General features: G+C 34.5%; 20 protein-coding genes. 17 read left to right on the forward strand and 3 right to left on the reverse strand.

The window, feature by feature from the left end; translation table 11 throughout:
* Window positions 1-53 precede the first annotated feature (53 nt).
* From VIX88_RS04940 to murI, 5 genes are all read left to right on the forward strand, one after another.
* Window positions 54-1,070, forward strand: coding sequence for a nucleoid-associated protein (locus tag VIX88_RS04940; protein WP_004918701.1), 1,017 nt, complete (start codon window positions 54-56; stop codon window positions 1,068-1,070).
* An 89-nt stretch (window positions 1,071-1,159) separates the two neighbouring features.
* Entirely contained in the window at window positions 1,160-2,086 is a 927-nt protein-coding gene (locus VIX88_RS04945) for a malate dehydrogenase (protein WP_064969596.1), read from the forward strand.
* Between the two features lie 115 nt (window positions 2,087-2,201).
* A complete protein-coding gene (locus VIX88_RS04950; protein WP_064969594.1) occupies window positions 2,202-4,106 on the forward strand; it encodes a RecQ family ATP-dependent DNA helicase in 1,905 nt (634 codons plus the stop codon).
* Complete coding sequence (fmt, locus tag VIX88_RS04955; RefSeq protein ID WP_064969592.1) at window positions 4,103-5,056, forward strand: methionyl-tRNA formyltransferase; 954 nt, start codon at window positions 4,103-4,105, stop codon at window positions 5,054-5,056. Before VIX88_RS04950 ends, fmt begins: the two co-directional genes overlap by 4 nt.
* 82 nt (window positions 5,057-5,138) lie before the next feature.
* Window positions 5,139-5,954, forward strand: a complete 816-nt coding sequence (gene murI / locus VIX88_RS04960) for a glutamate racemase (protein WP_064969590.1) — start codon at window positions 5,139-5,141, stop codon at window positions 5,952-5,954.
* Between the two features lie 39 nt (window positions 5,955-5,993).
* Here murI and hemB read toward each other — a convergent pair whose 3' ends face one another.
* A complete protein-coding gene (gene hemB / locus VIX88_RS04965) occupies window positions 5,994-6,986 on the reverse strand; it encodes a porphobilinogen synthase (protein WP_064969588.1) in 993 nt (330 codons plus the stop codon).
* Window positions 6,987-7,093: 107 nt separating this feature from the next.
* On the opposite strand from hemB, the gene VIX88_RS04970 reads away from it, so the two are divergent.
* The 8 genes from VIX88_RS04970 to VIX88_RS05005 all read left to right on the forward strand — a co-directional run bounded on the left by VIX88_RS04970 (window position 7,094) and on the right by VIX88_RS05005 (window position 12,940).
* Window positions 7,094-7,450 (forward strand): T9SS type A sorting domain-containing protein, encoded by a 357-nt coding sequence (locus VIX88_RS04970; RefSeq protein WP_004918713.1) that lies wholly within the window; start codon window positions 7,094-7,096, stop codon window positions 7,448-7,450.
* An 85-nt stretch (window positions 7,451-7,535) separates the two neighbouring features.
* A complete protein-coding gene (locus VIX88_RS04975) occupies window positions 7,536-8,069 on the forward strand; it encodes a 30S ribosomal protein S16 (protein ID WP_064969586.1) in 534 nt (177 codons plus the stop codon).
* Window positions 8,070-8,085: 16 nt separating this feature from the next.
* Window positions 8,086-8,610, forward strand: coding sequence for a ribosome maturation factor RimM (gene rimM / locus VIX88_RS04980; protein ID WP_064969584.1), 525 nt, complete (start codon window positions 8,086-8,088; stop codon window positions 8,608-8,610).
* A 145-nt stretch (window positions 8,611-8,755) separates the two neighbouring features.
* Window positions 8,756-9,388, forward strand: a complete 633-nt coding sequence (locus VIX88_RS04985) for a 7-carboxy-7-deazaguanine synthase QueE (RefSeq protein ID WP_014411252.1) — start codon at window positions 8,756-8,758, stop codon at window positions 9,386-9,388.
* A 7-nt stretch (window positions 9,389-9,395) separates the two neighbouring features.
* Window positions 9,396-10,727 carry an exopolysaccharide biosynthesis polyprenyl glycosylphosphotransferase gene (locus VIX88_RS04990; protein ID WP_064969582.1) on the forward strand — a complete coding sequence of 444 codons (1,332 nt, stop codon included), beginning with the start codon at window positions 9,396-9,398 and terminating at the stop codon, window positions 10,725-10,727.
* A 38-nt stretch (window positions 10,728-10,765) separates the two neighbouring features.
* Window positions 10,766-11,527, forward strand: coding sequence for a multidrug efflux ABC transporter permease subunit RanB (locus tag VIX88_RS04995; protein ID WP_004918723.1), 762 nt, complete (start codon window positions 10,766-10,768; stop codon window positions 11,525-11,527).
* Window positions 11,527-12,303, forward strand: coding sequence for an ABC transporter ATP-binding protein (locus VIX88_RS05000; protein WP_064969581.1), 777 nt, complete (start codon window positions 11,527-11,529; stop codon window positions 12,301-12,303). Before VIX88_RS04995 ends, VIX88_RS05000 begins: the two co-directional genes overlap by 1 nt.
* A 13-nt stretch (window positions 12,304-12,316) precedes the next feature.
* The gene (locus VIX88_RS05005; protein WP_214194103.1) at window positions 12,317-12,940 is read left to right on the forward strand and encodes an outer membrane beta-barrel protein; all 624 of its coding nucleotides are present in this window, start codon (window positions 12,317-12,319) and stop codon (window positions 12,938-12,940) included.
* Between the two features lie 47 nt (window positions 12,941-12,987).
* Here the strand turns inward: VIX88_RS05005 and VIX88_RS05010 are convergent, their stop codons facing one another.
* Window positions 12,988-13,290 carry a hypothetical protein gene (locus tag VIX88_RS05010; protein ID WP_004918731.1) on the reverse strand — a complete coding sequence of 101 codons (303 nt, stop codon included), beginning with the start codon at window positions 13,288-13,290 and terminating at the stop codon, window positions 12,988-12,990.
* Window positions 13,291-13,344: 54 nt separating this feature from the next.
* Complete coding sequence (locus VIX88_RS05015; RefSeq protein WP_064969627.1) at window positions 13,345-14,157, reverse strand: M48 family metallopeptidase; 813 nt, start codon at window positions 14,155-14,157, stop codon at window positions 13,345-13,347.
* A gap of 280 nt (window positions 14,158-14,437) precedes the next feature.
* Here VIX88_RS05015 and VIX88_RS05020 point away from each other — a divergent pair, with 280 nt between their 5' ends.
* From VIX88_RS05020 to VIX88_RS05035, 4 genes are read left to right on the forward strand one after another with little or no spacing between them, the layout of a single operon-like run.
* Window positions 14,438-16,195, forward strand: coding sequence for an AMP-dependent synthetase/ligase (locus VIX88_RS05020; protein WP_214194104.1), 1,758 nt, complete (start codon window positions 14,438-14,440; stop codon window positions 16,193-16,195).
* Window positions 16,196-16,230: 35 nt separating this feature from the next.
* Window positions 16,231-17,289, forward strand: a complete 1,059-nt coding sequence (locus VIX88_RS05025) for a diphosphomevalonate/mevalonate 3,5-bisphosphate decarboxylase family protein (protein ID WP_214194105.1) — start codon at window positions 16,231-16,233, stop codon at window positions 17,287-17,289.
* Window positions 17,290-17,304: 15 nt separating this feature from the next.
* Window positions 17,305-17,682 carry a VOC family protein gene (locus tag VIX88_RS05030; protein ID WP_109475141.1) on the forward strand — a complete coding sequence of 126 codons (378 nt, stop codon included), beginning with the start codon at window positions 17,305-17,307 and terminating at the stop codon, window positions 17,680-17,682.
* 32 nt (window positions 17,683-17,714) lie between these two features.
* Window positions 17,715-18,824: a 5-(carboxyamino)imidazole ribonucleotide synthase gene (locus tag VIX88_RS05035; protein ID WP_154212496.1), complete on the forward strand. Its 1,110-nt coding sequence runs from the start codon at window positions 17,715-17,717 to the stop codon at window positions 18,822-18,824.
* Window positions 18,825-18,851 lie beyond the last annotated feature (27 nt).

An 18,851-nucleotide genomic window follows, 5' to 3' on the forward strand; every position in this document is an offset into this window, starting at 1 on the left:
GGCTGAGAAACTCTAATTCTATAAGTGTATATTTGCATTAAAAATTAGAGCGAATGTTTTCAAAAATTATTGTTCATAAAGTAGGAAATAAAATCAATCAGGAAAATCTGTTTTTATCTTCGCAGTGTTTGGAGCTAGAAGATGATATGAAAGAACAATTAGAAGAGTTTTTTTTAAAGGCTTTTAAATCCGAAGAGCAATTTCAGTTTTATAGTGATACTTATCTTTCTAACAACCCTGTATACAGTTCTATTTCGGAAATTTTTGAAGACCCTGCAAAATTTCAGTGGGAATCCGAAAATATAGCAAAACACCTCTACGAAATTACTGAAAACCCTCGTGTACAAAGTGGCGAACTCTTTATTGTTTATTTTGAAGGCGAAGAAACCGATGCAGGAAAAATAGACTCCATAGGGATTTTTAAAACAGAACGAAAAGAGCCTTTCCTTAAAATAAATGCCAACGAAGACGATGACTACCTTATTGAAAAAGACTACGGTATCGGACTTTCTAAACTAGACAAAGGAGCCATTATCTACAACAATAATAAAGAATTAGGCTATGTAGTTTCTGTTGTGGATAACAACAAAAATGGAGATTTGTACTATTGGTTTGAAGATTTTTTAAAGGTAAGACAAAGAGAAGACGACTATTTTCATACTCAAGAAACACTTTCCGTCTACAAAGATTACATTACCAAACAACTACCTCAAGAGTTTGAAGTAACTAAAGCAGACCAAGCCGACTTCCTTAACAAATCCATCAATTTCTTTAAAGAAAAAGAGCAATTTGATTTTGAAGAATTCAGTCAAGAAGTATTGCAAGACGAAAACATTGTGGAGAGTTTCATCAACTTTAAAACCGACTATGAGCAAGACACCCAAATGTCTATTTCCGAAGCCTTCCCTATCAATCCTACCGCTGTAAAAAAACAGCAAAGACACTTTAAAAGTGTGATAAAACTGGATAAAAACTTCCATATCTATGTACACGGCGACCGTAAAATGATAGAAACGGGGCAAGATGAAAAAGGAAAATTCTACCGCCTTTACTTTGAGGAAGAACAATAAGCCTCTTTATTTTTTGGCTATAAAAACTAATAGTTGTAAATTTGGGAACTATCAAAAAGAACAAATTATAAATCAAAAATAAAAATATTATGAAAGTTACCGTAGTAGGAGCAGGAGCTGTAGGAGCTAGCTGTGCTGAGTATATCGCAATGAAAAACTTCTGTTCAGAAGTTGTATTAGTAGACATCAAAGAAGGTTTTGCAGAGGGTAAAGCAATGGATTTGATGCAGACCGCATCACTTAATGGTTTTGATACTAAAATCACAGGCTCTACTTCTGATTATTCTAAAACAGCAGGGTCTCAAGTCGCTGTAATCACTTCTGGTATTCCTAGAAAGCCAGGTATGACGAGAGAAGAGCTTATCGGCATCAATGCAGGTATCGTTAAAGAAGTTACAGAAAACTTAATTAAGCACTCTCCTAATGTAATTATTATCGTAGTATCTAACCCTATGGATACTATGGCTTACCTTGTTCACAAAACTTCTGGTCTTCCTAAAGAGAGAATCATCGGTATGGGTGGTGCTTTGGATAGTGCTAGATTCAAATACAGATTGGCAGAAGCCCTAGAATGCCCTATCTCTGATGTAGACGGTATGGTTATCGCAGCTCACTCTGACACAGGTATGCTTCCTCTAATAAGTAAAGCGACAAGAAACGGAGTATCTGTTTCTGAATTTTTAAACGAAGAAAAACAAAACTATGTAGTAGAAGAAACTAAAGTAGGTGGGGCTACCCTTACTAAATTATTAGGAACTTCTGCTTGGTATGCACCAGGAGCGGCAGTATCTACCATTGTTCAAGCTATTGCTTGCGACCAGAAAAAAATGATTCCGTGTTCTGTAATGCTTAACGGAGAATACGGACAAAACGACATCTGCCTAGGTGTACCTGTAATTATTGGTAAAAATGGGGTTGAAAAAATCGTAGAAATATCTTTAACAGACGCTGAAAAAGAAAAATTCGCTACTGCGGCTAATGCAGTAAGAGAAATCAATGGTGATTTAAAATTCTAAATTCCATAATATAAATTTTCTTGATATAAGGATTGAAGTTCTAGTAATTTCAATCCTTATATTTTTTGTATGAGTAGGTATTTTAGCGTAATTTTGAGGCAGAATAGATTACACAATGCCTCTCCTACCCGAACATATCACTAAACTACTCTATGATACACTTGCCCATTTTTGGGGCTATCAAGAGTTTAGAGAACCACAGGAAGAAATTATCAGCTCTATCATTATGGGGCAGGATACTTTTGCTCTCTTGCCTACAGGAGGCGGAAAATCTTTGTGTTATCAGCTCCCGGCATTAGTTTTAGAAGGTACTTGCATTGTGGTTTCTCCACTTTTGGCTCTAATGAAAGACCAAGTATATCAACTAAAAAGCAAAGGGATAGAAGCAGAGTATCTAAGTTCAGAATTAGACGAAGCCCAAGCAGAACAAATCTATTCACTTTGTATTGAGGGAACTACCAAAATACTATTTGTATCTCCCGAAAGGCTTACCAACAGCCTTTTTCTTCAAAAAATAGAAGAAATCAAAGTTTCTTTTTTAGCGGTGGACGAAGCCCATTGTATCTCCGAGTGGGGACAAGACTTTCGCCCAAGCTACCAAAACATTCATAAGTTTAGAAAAGACCGACTGAAAGATTTGCCCGTTTTAGCTCTTACGGCTACGGCCACTCCGAAGGTATTGGAGGATATTAAGTCTAAACTCAATCTAAAAACACCACAAATCTTCCAAAAGAGTTTTGAACGGACAAATATTAAAATACACACAGAAGAGTGTTCCGACAAATATTCTAGAATTTTAAATTTGGTAAAAAACCACCCTTATTCGGGAATTATATACACTTCTACGAGAAAGGAAACTCAACAACTCACAGAATTCCTGCAACATAATGGAATTCCTAATGTTGATTTTTACCACGCTGGACTGCCACTTAAAGAAAAACACCAAAAACAGAATCAGTGGCTACATTCTAACAATGGAGTTCTAGTGGCTACCAACGCTTTTGGAATGGGCATAGACAAAGATGATGTACGATATGTGATACACCTTTCTCCGCCTAATTCGGTAGAAAACTATTACCAAGAAATTGGGAGAGGAGGTAGAGATGGTGAACCTGCCCTTGCCTATCTGCTATGGAACAAATATGAGCTCTCCAATTCTGACGAAACTCTTAAACAACAAATTCCTAACAAAGAGAGTTTTAAAAAGGCTGTGTCTTATCTCTATTCTTTATTTCAGATAGCTGATTTTGAACTTCCTGAACAGACTTTTCAGTTTAATATTAGACAATGGCAACGGGTTACCAAAATACCTTTAGCCTCGCTTAAAAATATTTTGAGTTTTCTGCATAATCAGGAAATCATCTATTGTAACAACCTCAAATCCAAATCTAGCATAGAGCTAAACATAGAAGTAGAAGGCTTTGAAAGCCTAGCTCCACAAGATGCCTATTTTATAGAAGTACTGTTAAGACATCTATCTGGATTTTCGCATCATAAAGTTAGTTTTAGAGAAGAACATTTAGCTCATAAAATCAACACCAACCCTACCGAACTAAAAAAACGCCTCCTAGAACTTGCCAACAAAGGCTATATTAACTATATAGATGGGGCTTTAGCTAGTATTAAATTTCTTATTCCTAGAGATAATGCAAGTTTTGGTGGTAAATGGTGGCATCTTTTTCTAGAAATACAAAAAAACAAAGTTCAGAAATGGGAAGAAATGAAGTTTTTTATTCAATCCGAAAAGTATTGCAAAATGAAAATGATATTATCTTATTTCGGAGAGAAAAAGGCTCAAAATTGCGGACAATGCTCGGTTTGTTTGTCTCGTAAAACTTCGCTGTCTTCCGCCCATAACCCTATACTTAAAGTTTTAGCAGTAGAACCTTGTACTTTAGAAGACCTCTCAGCACAGATACCACATCTATCGAGAGAAAAGCTATTAGAACAAGTGATTCTTCTGCTAGATACCGATAAAATTAAAATGCTTAACTATAAAACTTATACAATAAACTCATGACAAAACCTTTAAAAGTAGTATTTTTCGGAACACCAGATTTTGCGAAACATAGCTTAGAAGCCATACATCACTCCCAACATCAAGTAGTGGGCGTGGTTACAGTAGCCGATAAAGCCAGCGGAAGAGGTCAAAAAATAACAGCTTCACCTGTTAAAGAATATGCACTAGAGCAAGGTCTGCCCATCTATCAGCCAGAAAAACTTAGAAATCCTGACTTTCTAGAAGCAATGAAACAACTAGAAGCCGATGTTTTCGTAGTGGTGGCGTTCCGTATGATGCCGAAAGTTTTGTTTGAAATTCCTCGTTTGGGTACTTTTAACCTACACGCTTCATTATTGCCTGATTACAGAGGTGCAGCTCCTATCAATTTCGCTATTATCAATGGAGAAACCACCACAGGTGTTACTACTTTTTTCATCAACGAAAAAATAGATGAAGGTAACATTCTCCTACAAAAAGAGCTAAGCATTGCTCCTGATGAAGACGCAGGAAGCCTACACGACAGACTTATGACCATAGGTGGCGAACTCATTGTAGAAACCCTAGACGGCTTATCTACTAATAGTATCACGGAGCAACCTCAACCCATTGTAGCCGAACCTAAAAATGCTTTCAAAATCTTTAAAGAAGACACCAAAATCAATTGGAATGACACAGGAGTGAATATACATAACTTTGTAAGAGGCATGTCACCTTACCCTGCTGCTTTTACCAATATCAAAATTGGAGAAGAAGAAAAATCACTTAAAATTTACAAAGGTTACTTTCAGCCATCTGAACACTCTCACCAAGCTGGAGAGATTGAAATAACTAAAAATAGTTTTAAAATCTATACTAAAGACGGTATTTATTTCCCTGAAGAACTACAATTGCAAGGTAAAAAAAGAATGCCTGTGAAAGATTTTCTCAACGGTTTTAGAGATTTTGATAATATAAAGCTCTCCTTATAATTTTCAATAAACGATATTCAACCCTAAAAATCCTTATTTTTGTAATCTAAAGATATTAGCATTGAAACATACAAATCATTTAATGTTGGTAGATAACCTCTCTCCTAAGCAACCTATAGGCGTGTTTGATTCTGGAGTGGGAGGACTTACCGTAGCCAAAGAAATCAAAAGGCAAATGCCCCACGAAAACATCATCTATTTTGGGGATACCAAACATTTACCTTACGGAGATAAATCTAAAGAAGCCATCGTTAGGTTTTCAGAAAAAATAGCCGAGTTTTTACTAGAGCAAAACTGTAAAGCCATCGTAATCGCTTGTAACTCTGCCACGGCTAATGCACTGAAAGAAGTTAAAGAATTGGTAGGAAATAGAGCGATTGTTTTTGATGTGGTTAATCCTGTTGCGGAGAAAATAGCTTATGAAATCCACACCAATGTAGGCGTTATTGCAACTAAAGCTACCGTAAATGCTGGGATTTATAAGAAAAGCATCAGACGCTTTAACAAATTTATAAAGGTAGATGAGCTAGCCACACCACTTTTAGTTCCAGCGATAGAAGAGGGTTTTAAAAACCACCCTATTACTCATTCTATTTTATATCATTATTTGAGTAATAGTAAGCTAAAGAACATTGAAACACTGATTTTAGGGTGCACACATTATCCGCTATTATTAGAGGAAATTAAGCAATATTATGGCAGTAGAGTAAGAGTGATTGATTCGCCTAGTATTGTAGCAAATTACATTAAAATTTCTTTAGAAAAACACCACTTACTTAATTCTGAACAGAGAACAACGGAGATGAAGTTTTATCTTTCGGATTTAACCAAAAATTTTGAAAAAATATCTAAAAAGTTTTTTGGGAAGAGTATAGATTTAGAACTTAAAATACTTTAAAAAAATAGCGACCTCAATCTGAAAGGTCGCTATTTTGTTTTATTTTTGTAGAAGCATTGCGGCTTCTTTTGCTGCATAGGTGAAAATCATATCAGCCCCAGCTCTCTTAAAGCAAGTAAGACTTTCTATTAAGACTTTATCATTGTCTAGCCAACCATTCTGCGAAGCAGCTTTTAGCATGGCATATTCTCCACTTACTTGATACACCGCAATAGGAATATCTATTAGCTCTCTAACTTTAGAAACAATGTCTAAATAAGGCATACCTGGCTTTATCATAATAATATCAGCTCCTTCCTCTACATCTCTAATCACTTCATTTATAGCTTCTCTAGTATTATGAAAATCCATTTGATAAGTTTTTTTATCCTTCGGAATGTTTGCGGTTTCCTTCGGAGCACTATCCAACGCACTTCTGAAAGGTCCATAGAAAGAACTTGCATATTTCGCCGCATAAGACAAAATACCTACATTATGAAACCCATTTTCCTCTAATCCTTCTCTTATAGCCATTACTCTGCCGTCCATCATATCACTTGGTGCTACAATATCCGCTCCAGCTTCAGCTTGAGAAATAGACATCTTAACCAAAGCTTCCACTGTAGCATCATTATCCACTTCACCATTAGTTACAATACCATCGTGTCCGTAGATAGAATAAGGGTCTAAAGCTACATCAGGCATCACTACCATTCCTGGAACCGCTTCCTTAATAGCTCGTATAGTGTTTTGCATCAATCCATTAGGATTCCACGCTTCCGTTCCTGCATTATCTTTGAGATGGTCTGAAACCTTCATATAGATATTAACTGCTTTCACACCCAAAGCGAATAGCTCTTTACATTCTTCCACCGTTAAATCTATACTTCTACGATAGATGCCTGGCATAGACGAAATAGCTTCTTGCCTTTTTTCTCCTTCCATCACAAACATAGGCATTACAAAATCAGATGCTGAAAGATGGCTTTCTCTTACAAGGCTTCTAAGACTGTCATTTCGTCTTAATCTTCTATTTCTTGAATATATAATCATTTTTGGAATTGTATTTGTTGTGCAAATTTAACAAGACTTTAGCAGAATTAAATCTTGTAAGCGGATTTTATTTTAGATATATTTGTAAATATTTTTAAATCAATACTATGAAACAACTTTTATTTTCTATATTTTTCTTAATTACATTTTTGGGACTATCTTCCTCAACGCTGAAGGCTCAGAATGTAAGAGATTATATTGGTAATCAACAAAAATCTGATGATGCTCTTGTGGTTGCTTACCCTAACCCAGCTAAGGATTTCATTGTATTAAAAACTAAAAATCCATTAACTAGGGTTAAAAGTGTTACTTTTTACTCTATAGTTGGAGCCCAAGTAATGGAGGTTTTTCCTAATTCAAATTATGTTGAAATTAGATTAGACAAGCTTATATACGGTAAGTATCTTATAAAATATACTTTAAGTGATAATACTCAACAGGTTACACAAATTATAAAACAGTAAATTTTGTGTTGGCTAATTCAAAAAAAAATATTACTTTTGCCAACTAATTATTAACAGGGACGAGATCCCATAAAATCAATATTTTATGTCAGTAAAAATTAGATTACAAAGACACGGTAAAAAAGGAAAACCGTTTTACCACATCGTGGTTGCAGATTCTAGAGCAAAGAGAGATGGTAGATTCATCCAAAAACTAGGAACTTACAACCCAATTACTAACCCAGCTACTATTGATTTAGATGTAAATGCAGCGGTAGATTGGTTAAACAAAGGGGCTCAGCCTACGGATACCGCTAGAGCTATCCTATCTTACAAAGGGGCTCTTTACAAGAAACACTTACTTGGAGGAGTTGCTAAAGGTGCTTTTGATGAAGCTGAAGCAGAGAAGAGATTCAACGCTTGGCTAGAAGAAAAAGAAGCAAAAGTACAAGGTAAAAAAGAAAACTTAGCTAAATCCAAAGAAGAAGCTAAGAAAGCGGCACTAGAGGCTGAACAAAAAGTAAGCGAAGCTAGACTAAATGCTAGAAAAGAAGCTGAAGCTGCTGAAGAACCAGTAGGAGAAGTTGCTGAAGAAAGTGCGGAAGCTCCTGCAGCTGAGGAAAACGAAGCTGAAGCTTAAGAACTAAAATTAAATCATGCGAAAGGAGGATTGCTATTTTCTTGGAAAAATCACTCGTAAGCATGGTCTTTCGGGAAATGTTATCTTAAAATTAGATACAGACCAACCCGAGTTTTACAACAAATTGGAATCAATATTCGTTGAAATCAATGGATTATTGGTTCCTTTTTTTATAGAAAAACAGCAGTGGCAAAAATCAGATTCTAAAATTATTACTTTTAAAAATGTGTCTGATGCTATGATAGGACAAGCATTGGGCAAAAGTGTTTTTTTACCACTTTCTACTTTACCTCCGTTAGAGGGTAACCGATTTTATTATCACGAAGTAATAGGTTTTGATGTTTTTGATGAGGCTGAAAACTTTTGTGGTTCAATCAAAGAGATTAACGACCAAGCCGCACAACATTATTTTATCCTCAATAACAAAGGTAAAGAGGTTATCATTCCTATTATCAAAGATTGGATTCTGAAAGTTAATAGAGATGAAAAGATAATTTCTATGCAATTACCAGAAGGACTTCTAGAGGTATTTGAGGTGTAAGTCTTCTATTTATACGATATTATTGCGTTTTTCCTTAATATTTCCTAGTGGCTTAAGTTAAAATCACTACTTTTGTAGCGGATTTGTGTTTATAATCTTCTATGGAAGTTTTTATAATTTACACATTCAAAAGAATAGGTTTTTAATGATGACTAATACTGAAAAAGAATTACTAAAGTTAGGGAAACTACTCCCTGTAATGGAGCATTTCTATACGATACAAGGTGAAGGTGCATATACTGGCAAAGCGGCATATTTTATTCGTTTAGGAGGTTGCGATGTTGGTTGTCATTGGTGCGATGTTAAAGAAAGTTGGGATCCTAACTTGCATCCTTTAATGGACGCAGAAGAAGTAGCCCAAATAGCAGCAAACCATTCTAAAACCATTGTTTTGACAGGTGGAGAGCCACTTATGTGGAATTTAGAAATACTTACAAAAAAATTAAAAGACTTAGGTTGCACTATACACATAGAGACTTCTGGTGCTTATGAAATATCTGGGCATATAGATTGGGTGTGCCTTTCTCCTAAGAAAACAGGTCTGCCTAAAGAAAGTATATATGCAAAGGCAAATGAGTTAAAAGTAATTATTTTCAACAATCACGATTTTAAGTTTGCCGAAGAACAAGCTTCTAAAGTATCTCAAAATTGTAAATTTTATCTCCAAAGCGAATGGAGTAAAAGAGATGAAATGTATCCTAAAATAACCGATTATATTTTAGAAAATCCTAAATGGCAGGCTTCGGTACAAACACACAAATATCTTAATATCCCATAGTATACGAATGCAGAATATCCGCTATTCTAGATATTTGAAATTTTTATTTATAGGAGCAGATATTTTTGCTATACTTACTTGTTTTTATATACTTTTCCCTAACAAAGAGGGAGAGTGGTTGTGGAAAACTGAAAACCTTATATTCTTATTTATTGTTTGTGTATTTTGGGGATTATTAAGTGGTTACACTCGTTTGTATCATGTTCCTCGTACACTTACTTATACGCTTCATTTAGAAAGAATTTTAAAGCATGCTCTGTTTTTCTTTTTAGGGATATGGATGTTGGAGTTACTGTCCACAAAAGTAAATTTCAGTCAAAATGAATTAACTTTTTGGGGGTATTTCTTGATTTTGATATTATCATTTAAGTCGTTTACTTTCTTTCTTCTTAAATATTACAGAAGTTTGGGTAAAAATCACAGAAATGTGATGTTTTTTTCAGATGATAATCTTTCTACTATTTTAAAACAAACTCTTCTAGAGCGTAAGGATTATGGCTATAAAGTATATAGTTTTAATGGAAATGTCACTGAACAAGAGCTTACTCTTTTTTGGAAAACCAATGGTATAGATACATTATTTTTATCTTCAGAAAATGAAGCAAGTCAAATAAAAGAAATTCTAAAATTGGCGGAAATACATAAGGTTAATGTAAATCTTGTACCCAACACCTTTAACCAAAGTTTTTTTAACTACCATCTACAATATTTTGGAGTATCGCCTGTGCTTATTCCAGAAAGATATCCGCTAAGTTTTGTTAGTAATCAAATAATTAAAAGGTTATTTGATATCTTGTTTTCATCTTTAGTATTGGTGTTTGTGGGTATTTGGCTTTTCCCTATTATCTCATTTTTTATTTGGTTAGAAAGCGGCAGCCCTATCTCATTTATACAAAAAAGATATGGTTACCGGGAGAAAGTCTTCCAATGTTTTAAATTCAGAACAATGGTTGATGACCATCAATCCTGTGAGAAAAGAGTTACAAAAGTGGGGAGGTTTCTTAGAAAAACCAGCCTTGATGAGATGCCTCAATTTGTAAATGTTCTGTTTGGAGAAATGTCTGTGGTGGGTCCACGCCCTCATATGCTTTCTGTAGATGATTTTTATAAATATCAAATAGAACAATATAGTACACGAAGTTTGGTAAAACCTGGGATAACAGGGTTAGCTCAAGTAAATGGTTTGAGAGGCGATGGCGGAGAAAATCTAGATGAAAAGATGAAAAAAAGACTACTAGCCGATGTTTTTTATATTAAAAATTGGAGCATAAGTTTAGATATCGTAATTATATTAAAAACCATTTTTTTGATTATCAGAGGCGACGAAAATGCTCAGTAGTTACTGAAAATATCAATTAAAAATATTAACTTCGCAGAATGTTAAAGTTGTCAAAAAGAATGCTTACCTCTGTGGGAGAGTATGTTTTGTTACTAGGAAAAGTAATAAAACGCCCACAGAAGCATAATATTTTTTTTAAACTCTTGATGAGAGAGATTAACGATTTAGGCGTTAACTCCTTTGGTTTGGTCTTATTTACTTCCATATTTGTGGGAGCTGTAGTCGCAATACAAATGTATAATAACTTTAAGGCTTCTACCATTCCCATTCCACTGTACTTCATAGGTTATGCTACTAAGGTGGTGCTTATTTTAGAGTTTTCGCCTACTATCATTAGTCTTATTTTGGCAGGTAAAGTAGGGTCTTACATCGCGTCTAGTATAGGAACGATGAGAGTGACGGAGCAGATAGACGCTTTAGATATTATGGGTGTTAATTCCCCCAACTTTTTGATTCTTCCAAAAATAGTAGCTAATGTTATTTTTAATCCGTTACTCATAGCCATTAGTATTGTTTTCGGTATTTATGGAGGTTATTTAGCAGGAGTTGCCACGGGCAATTGGACAGAAGCCGACTATATTACAGGGATACAAAGATATATTCCAGACTACTTTATATGGTATGCTTTTTTTAAAACGGTGGTGTTTGCGTTCCTTATTGCTACAATTCCAGCTTATTTTGGTTATAATGTAAAGGGAGGGTCTCTAGAAGTAGGTAGAGCTAGCACCCAAGCAGTAGTTTGGACTATGGTGGCAATTATTATTGCCGAACTTATATCAACCCAATTATTTTTAAGCTAATGATTGAAGTTAAAGATTTAAGAAAAAGTTTTAATGATGTAGAGGTTCTCAAAGGAATTACTACTACTTTTGAAACAGGAAAAATAAACCTTGTCATTGGTCAATCGGGTTCTGGTAAAACAGTGTTTTTGAAGTGTTTACTCAATGTTTTTGACCTTTCTTCAGGAGATATTTTATTTGATGGAAGAAATCTAAGCATTATGGAGCGAACTGAAAAACAGCAAATTCGTTCCGAAATAGGGACGGTGTTTCAAGGAAGTGCTTTATTTGACTCTATGACGGTAGAAGAAAATATATCTTTTCCTTTGGATATGTTTACCAATCTCACTTATACCGAAAAAAGAAAAAGAGTAAAAGAAGTAATTGGAAGAGTTCATTTAGAAAATGCTAACACCAAGTTTCCTTCTGAAATATCAGGCGGAATGCAAAAAAGAGTGGCAATAGCTCGTGCAATTGTGAACAATCCAAAATATCTCTTTTGTGACGAACCAAATTCTGGTTTAGACCCTAACACCGCTATTGTGATAGATGAGCTTATAAAAGAAATTACAGAGGAGTATAATACTACGACGATTATCAACACCCACGATATGAACTCTGTACTTACTATAGGTGAGAAAATAGTTTATTTAAGAAAAGGTGTTAAAGAGTGGGAAGGTAACAAAGACCTTATTATCAAAGCAGAAAATGAGCATTTAATAGATTTTGTTTATTCTTCGGCTTTGTTTAAGCAAGTAAGGGAAACAATGTTAAGAAATAATCAAACTAATTTATAAAAAATAAAACATTATGAAAAAAGTATTCGTAGGTTTAGCTATTGCAGCTTCATCTTTGATGATGGGGCAAGTGAGTTTTGGGGTAAGAGCTAACGCATTACTTAACGCTAGTTCTCCAAGCTGGTTAGATTTAAAGGATAACATTTCTGAATCACTAAATACTAAAGGTAATAACATTACAGGTTTTAATATTGGTTTATCTGCTAAAATTAATTTACCTATTACCTCTTTATTTTTAATGCCAGAGGTTTACTATACACAATTTGGTAGTAAAACATCTTTAGGAGATTTAGAATTAAAAGCTAAAAGTGATAGACTAGATGTTCCTGTTCTAGTAGGTTATAATATTTGGGGCGAAAAACTAAGCTTATTTACAGGACCTGTAGCTTCTTATAACTTGACTTCAGAGCAAACTTTTAAAGATTTTAAAGAGAATATTTCTAAAACATTTACAGTAGGCTATCAGATAGGTGCTAATGTAAGAGTATCAGATTTTGTTTTCAATGCTCGTTACGAAGGAGCTTTCTCTAAAGATCAAAGAGATTTTATAAGAACAATATCTAGTAGTACAGACGAAGTGGTAAGATATGATAACCGTCCTAGTTTCTTTATAGTAGGTTTAGGTTATCAGTTTTAATACACACCTTTTTATTTTTTTAATAAGAAACAAAAAATACTCAGAGATTAACTCTGAGTATTTTTGTTATAAGTATTTTGTTGTGCTGCTAATTCTGCAGCTTGTCTTTCTATTTCAATTTTCTCTTTTTGTAGTCGCTCAAACTCTTTTCTTTTAGCAGCTTCTCTCACTGCACTACCTTTGCTAATATAGCCTATAACCCCACCAATAATAAGACCGATACCTACACCACCCATAATTCCCATAAAATGAGAGAGTGTTATTTTTTCTACACTAAAATCGGTAGTAAGATAAAACAAAAGAGCTGCAACAGCTAAAAGTAGAATCCCTACAGTTGTTAAACTTTTCATAATCAATCAGATTTATATATTTATCTCCCAAAGATAAGAAAATTAACCTGAATATTATATTTTACCTCCTGCTGCTTTATAATATTCTAAAGCTTTTGGTAGATGTTTTTGTATATCAGCTCTTCTATGTTCAGGATTTGGGTGAGTAGATAAGAATTCTGGTTGTCTAGATGCACTTCCTCCAGATGCAGACTCCATTCTTTGCCAAAAAGGCTGTGCTTCTCTTGGGTCATACCCTGCCATAGCCATAATGTATAATCCCATTTCATCAGCCTCCAGCTCTTGTTTTCTTCCATAAGCAAGTTGTGCTGCTTGAGAGCCTAGAGGATAAGCTATAGAGAATATTTGTTTTAAGGTTTGGTCTTTCATACTAGCTCCAGCAACCACACCTAGTCCTTGGGCAACCATTGCTGATGATATTCTTTCATTTCCGTGTCCTGCTAATGCATGAGCTACTTCGTGTCCCATAACTACAGCTACTCCAGTTTCGTTTTTACATACAGGCATTATTCCGGTATAGAATGCTACTTTTCCCCCAGGCATACACCAAGCATTAAGTTGTGTATCATCTATTAAATTAAATTCCCACTGATATGATGATAAATCTCCTTCTCTTCCGATTGAGCGGTAATAATTCTCCGCAGCATTTTTAATTCTTAATCCTACATTTTTCACTTGTCTAGCCTCTGTAGTTCCTGATACCACCTTGGCTTTTGATAATGTAGATTGGTATTGTTCTAAAGACATACTAGCCAATTGGCTATTATTCATAAACTGCAAAGATTTTCTTCCTGTAAGAGGATTTGTGGTACACGCAACTAATCCCAAAGTTAAGATACTTATTCCTAGTATTTTTTTTATTTTCATAGACATTGTTTTAGTATAATTATGTAGTGTAAATTAAACAATTATTATTCCAAACTAAGGAATAAAATAGCACTTTGTTAAATTCAAGTTTTTATAAAATACTCTAATTAAATTTAATTCATTGAATGTTAATTGTTTAAAATCAAAAACGGTAAAGCGTTATTTTTATAACTTTTGTTAGTTCTTACATCAATAAATCGAAACTTAAAAGGACTATTTTTGAAAAAAAATCACTACCTTTAGGCACTGATTTGAACACACAACTTTAAAATTATTTTAAATGAATTTAGCTGCATTTGTAAGTGTTAATGCCGAGAAATACCTCTCCAAACCTGCCATAGGTTTTAAGAAATATGATGAATGGAAATCGCCTAGTTGGACTATGTTTAAAAGAACTATTTTTAAAACAGCCAACGCACTTAAAGACATTGGAGTAAAAGAGGGTGATAAGGTAGCCATATATTCGGATAATTCTGCAGAATGGATTATCTTTGATTTGGCAGTTTTGTCCTTAGGCGCTATAAGTGTGCCTATCTACAGCACCAATGGAAAGCAACAGACGCAATATTGTATACAAGATTCTAGCGCATCAATCGTTTTTGTGGGGAATCAAGAACAATATGATATTTGTTCTGAAATAATGGAAGAAACCTCTTCGCTTAAATTCATTATTGCGGCAAAAAAAACTACTGTATTAAGGCATAGTAATAGTATTCACTTAGAAAATTTAACTCAGAAAGGAAGCGAAGATTTTGAAGTGTGTCCTAGAGATAAAAGTGATCTTTCTACAATTCTTTACACTTCAGGGACCTCGGGGACCCCTAAAGGAGTAATGCTTACTCACGGAAACTTGATAGATTGTTTTCAAGCTCATACTGATTTTTTCAAATTTAAAAATTTTGAAAATGAAACTTCTTTAGCCTTTTTACCACTAAGCCACATTTTTGAAAGAAGTTGGACTTTATATTGTTTAAGCAGAGGAGCTAAAGTTTCTTTTTTAGAAAATACAAAACTAATAGCTCACGCTCTAGAAGAAGTAAAACCAACAATGATGTGTGCTGTACCTAGATTTTATCAGAAAATTTATGGGGCCCTCAGAGAGATGGTGGAGAAAGGCTCTTCTACCAAAAAGAAAATTTTTGACTGGGCACTCAATATAGGCACGCAATGTAGTGAGTACAGACGACAAGGGAAGTCTGTACCATTTGGATTGGGGCTTAAAAATAAAATAGCCAATAAATTGGTATTTAGTAAAATAAAACAAAAGTTAGGTGGTAATCTTTGGTTTATGCCTTGCGGTGGTGCTTCTATATCTCCCGAAATTCTTAAATTTTTTGATGCTATGGGGGTTCATATTACTGTAGGTTATGGTCTTACTGAAACTACAGCTACTTTAACTTGTTTCCCTGCATACAATTACGAATACGAAACTGCAGGTATCCCGATAGGCGACACACAAATAAAAATAGGCGAAAACAACGAAATTTTAGTTAAAGGTAGTGGCGTGATGAAAGGATACTATAACCTTCCCGAAGAGACAGCCAAAGCCTTTACCGAAGATGGTTGGTTCAGAACAGGAGACGCTGGAGTTATAGAGAATGGCACTTTGAAAATTACTGACCGTATCAAAGATTTAATGAAGACCTCTAATGGCAAATACATCACTCCACAAGTGATAGAGAATATATTAACCAACAGTAACTATATACAACAAGCTATGGTAGTAGCAGAAGGTAAACCTTTTGTAACAGCAGTTATAGTTCCTAACTTTGAAGCTCTAAAGGAAAAGGTAAAAGCCATGAAGCTGTCTATGACAGATTGGAATGAGATTGTATCGTCAGAAAAAATAACTCAGTTTTATCATGATATATTACATGATATTCAAAAAGAGTTATCTGCATTTGAGAGAGTTAAAAAATTTGTATTACTTCCTAGTGAGTTTGAAATTCATACAGGAGAGATTACTCCAACGCTTAAGGTTAAAAGAAATGTAGTAATGTCTAAATACAGTAACTTAATAGAGCAGTTGTATGCTTAATTTTTAAAGTATTTTAACTTTAATAATTAAATTTTATGTTAGAACAATTTTTAGGAACGCCAAATTTTGAGGTTAAAAACATACAAGTTTCGGAGACTTGTCCGTCCAATATTGCTTTGATAAAATATTGGGGAAAGTATGCACAACAAATACCTGCTAACCCTAGCATCAGTTTTACACTGAATAATGCTAAAACAACTACCAATATCGTTTTTAATGCTAATAAACCTTTTGGAGTAAAGACTTACTTGGCAGGAAAGGAAGAAACTCAATTTTCATCTAAAATAGAAAAATATTTTAAAACTATTGAATCTTATCTCCCTTGGATTCTTAGTGGAAGCTACGAAATTAGAACCGAAAACACTTTTCCTCACAGTTCAGGAATTGCCAGTTCTGCATCGGGGTTCGGAGCGATAGCCAAATGTCTAATGAAGATAGATGAGGCTTTTTCTAAAGAAGCTACAGCCCACGATTTCAGGTTGAAAAAAGCCAGTTTTTTAGCTAGATTAGGAAGCGGAAGTGCTTGTAGGAGTTTGTACAACGGCTTAGTGGTTTGGGGAGAAACACCAGAAGTAGAAGGTAGTTCTGATTTATTTGCTGTACCCTATCCTACGGAAGAAGTTGCTGAAGTATTTAGAAAGTTTAACGATTGGGTATTACTTATTCACGAAGGGCAAAAAAGTGTATCCTCTACCGTAGGACACGGGCTAATGAATACCAACCCTTATGCTGAAAGACGCTTTCAGGAGGCTAGAGAGAATTTTATTCCTCTAAAAGAAATTTTAAAGTCTGGAGATTTAGAAAAATTCATTACCCTAGTAGAGCACGAAGCCCTTACATTACACGCTATGATGATGATGAGTGAACCTGCATTTATCCTTATGAAAACAGGTACTTTAGAGGTCATCAATAAAATTTGGGAATTTAGAAAATCAACAGGGTTGCCGTTATTCTTTACCCTAGACGCTGGTGCTAATGTGCATTTACTTTTCCCTGAAAATCAAGAGACAGAAAAAATAACTGCTTTCATTGAAAAAGAATTGTTACCTCACACCCAAAACGGAAAAGTAGTAAAAGACAGTATAGATTTTTAAATTTTTAAAAATTAAATGAAACTTCATCACATTGCCATTATTTGCTCTGATTATTCGGTTTCAAAATCTTTTTATACCGAAGTTTTAGGGTTAAATATTTTGCAAGAAGTTTATCGGGAGGAAAGAGATTCCCACAAACTAGATTTAGGCATTGGTAGTGATTATGTTATTGAACTTTTTTCATTCCCTAATCCTCCTAAAAGACTTAGCAGACCAGAAGCGTGTGGACTAAGACATTTGGCTTTTTCTGTGGACTCTGTGGAGGAGCAAAGAGAGAAGTTACTAAAATTAAATATATGTTGTGAAGCTATTCGGGTAGATGAATGGACGAATAAAAAGTTCTTTTTCATACAAGACCCAGATGGGCTTCCAATAGAATTCTACGAAAAGTAAAATATCCAAATAAATCATAATAAAGTAATAAAATGAAAATAGGAATTTTGGGAGGCGGACAGCTAGGAAGAATGTTAATACAAGAAGCTCTGAAATATAATGACGATTTTTATACCCTAGACCCTAGCCTTGAATGTTCTTGTGCGTCTATATCAAATCTTACACAAGGTGATTTTAATGATTATGAAACCGTACTCGATTTTGGTAAAGATAAAGATATTGTTACCATAGAGATAGAACACATCAATACAGAGGCTCTAGAACAGTTGGAGCAACAAGGTGTTAAGGTAGTTCCTAGCTCTAGCATTATTAAAATTATACAACATAAAACGCTTCAAAAATTATTTTACCAAAAACATCAAATTCCAACCCCTGATTTTCAAATCATTCAGAATGCTTCGGAAGTGGATTTTCCGTTTCCTTTTGTTCAGAAATTGGACAAAGGAGGCTATGATGGTAAAGGGGTACAAGTCATTAAAAATGAGAATGATTTAACTAAGCTTTGGGACGCACCTTCTGTTTTAGAAAAATTGGTAGATATTGATAAAGAACTTTCCGTCATCGTTGCTAAAAATGAAAGTGGAGAAATAAAAACTTTCCCTGTAACGGAAATGGTGGCAGACCCTAAGCTCAACCTTTTAGATTTTAATATTTGTCCTGCATTTATATCAGAAGATACTCAATTACAAATAGATGCTATTGTTTCTAAGTTTGTATCTGCCGCTGATTCTGCTGGACTTTTTGCCATAGAATTATTCTTAGATAAAGAAGGAAAAGTATGGGTGAACGAAACAGCCCCTCGTTTGCATAATAGCGGACATCAAACTCAAGAAGGCAATTACAACTCACAGTTTGAACAATTTTATAGAGTGATAAAAAACTTACCACTCGCTGAAGTTACCACTAGAGGATTTTCGGGTATGCTGAATTTAGTAGGGGAAGAAAACGCTTCGGGAACAGTAGTTTATAAAGGTTTAGAGGAAGTGCTAAAACGCCCCAACACCTATGTTCATCTTTATGGAAAAAAAGAAACCAAGCCTGGTAGAAAAATGGGACACATCAATGTCTTATCTGATAATAGAGAACAGTTGATACAAGAATTAACTGAAATTAAAGCATTAGTAAAAGTAAGTGCTAAATAAATCTAATTTTATATAAAAAGAATAAAA

The organism is Riemerella anatipestifer (assembly GCF_035666175.1).
GTDB lineage: Bacteria > Bacteroidota > Bacteroidia > Flavobacteriales > Weeksellaceae > Riemerella > Riemerella anatipestifer_D.

Excerpts from the sequence above, each read along its gene's own strand:
- VIX88_RS04940 (WP_004918701.1), top strand. The coding sequence starts at position 54 with ATGTTTTCAAAAATTATTGTTCATAAAGTAGGAAATAAAATCAATCAG.
- VIX88_RS04945 (WP_064969596.1), top strand. The coding sequence starts at position 1,160 with ATGAAAGTTACCGTAGTAGGAGCAGGAGCTGTAGGAGCTAGCTGTGCT.
- VIX88_RS04950 (WP_064969594.1), top strand. The coding sequence starts at position 2,202 with ATGCCTCTCCTACCCGAACATATCACTAAACTACTCTATGATACACTT.
- fmt (WP_064969592.1), top strand. The coding sequence starts at position 4,103 with ATGACAAAACCTTTAAAAGTAGTATTTTTCGGAACACCAGATTTTGCG.
- murI (WP_064969590.1), top strand. The coding sequence starts at position 5,139 with ATGTTGGTAGATAACCTCTCTCCTAAGCAACCTATAGGCGTGTTTGAT.
- hemB (WP_064969588.1), bottom strand. The coding sequence starts at position 6,986 with ATGATTATATATTCAAGAAATAGAAGATTAAGACGAAATGACAGTCTT.
- VIX88_RS04970 (WP_004918713.1), top strand. The coding sequence starts at position 7,094 with ATGAAACAACTTTTATTTTCTATATTTTTCTTAATTACATTTTTGGGA.
- VIX88_RS04975 (WP_064969586.1), top strand. The coding sequence starts at position 7,536 with ATGTCAGTAAAAATTAGATTACAAAGACACGGTAAAAAAGGAAAACCG.
- rimM (WP_064969584.1), top strand. The coding sequence starts at position 8,086 with ATGCGAAAGGAGGATTGCTATTTTCTTGGAAAAATCACTCGTAAGCAT.
- VIX88_RS04985 (WP_014411252.1), top strand. The coding sequence starts at position 8,756 with ATGATGACTAATACTGAAAAAGAATTACTAAAGTTAGGGAAACTACTC.
- VIX88_RS04990 (WP_064969582.1), top strand. The coding sequence starts at position 9,396 with ATGCAGAATATCCGCTATTCTAGATATTTGAAATTTTTATTTATAGGA.
- VIX88_RS04995 (WP_004918723.1), top strand. The coding sequence starts at position 10,766 with ATGTTAAAGTTGTCAAAAAGAATGCTTACCTCTGTGGGAGAGTATGTT.
- VIX88_RS05000 (WP_064969581.1), top strand. The coding sequence starts at position 11,527 with ATGATTGAAGTTAAAGATTTAAGAAAAAGTTTTAATGATGTAGAGGTT.
- VIX88_RS05005 (WP_214194103.1), top strand. The coding sequence starts at position 12,317 with ATGAAAAAAGTATTCGTAGGTTTAGCTATTGCAGCTTCATCTTTGATG.
- VIX88_RS05010 (WP_004918731.1), bottom strand. The coding sequence starts at position 13,290 with ATGAAAAGTTTAACAACTGTAGGGATTCTACTTTTAGCTGTTGCAGCT.
- VIX88_RS05015 (WP_064969627.1), bottom strand. The coding sequence starts at position 14,157 with ATGAAAATAAAAAAAATACTAGGAATAAGTATCTTAACTTTGGGATTA.
- VIX88_RS05020 (WP_214194104.1), top strand. The coding sequence starts at position 14,438 with ATGAATTTAGCTGCATTTGTAAGTGTTAATGCCGAGAAATACCTCTCC.
- VIX88_RS05025 (WP_214194105.1), top strand. The coding sequence starts at position 16,231 with ATGTTAGAACAATTTTTAGGAACGCCAAATTTTGAGGTTAAAAACATA.
- VIX88_RS05030 (WP_109475141.1), top strand. The coding sequence starts at position 17,305 with ATGAAACTTCATCACATTGCCATTATTTGCTCTGATTATTCGGTTTCA.
- VIX88_RS05035 (WP_154212496.1), top strand. The coding sequence starts at position 17,715 with ATGAAAATAGGAATTTTGGGAGGCGGACAGCTAGGAAGAATGTTAATA.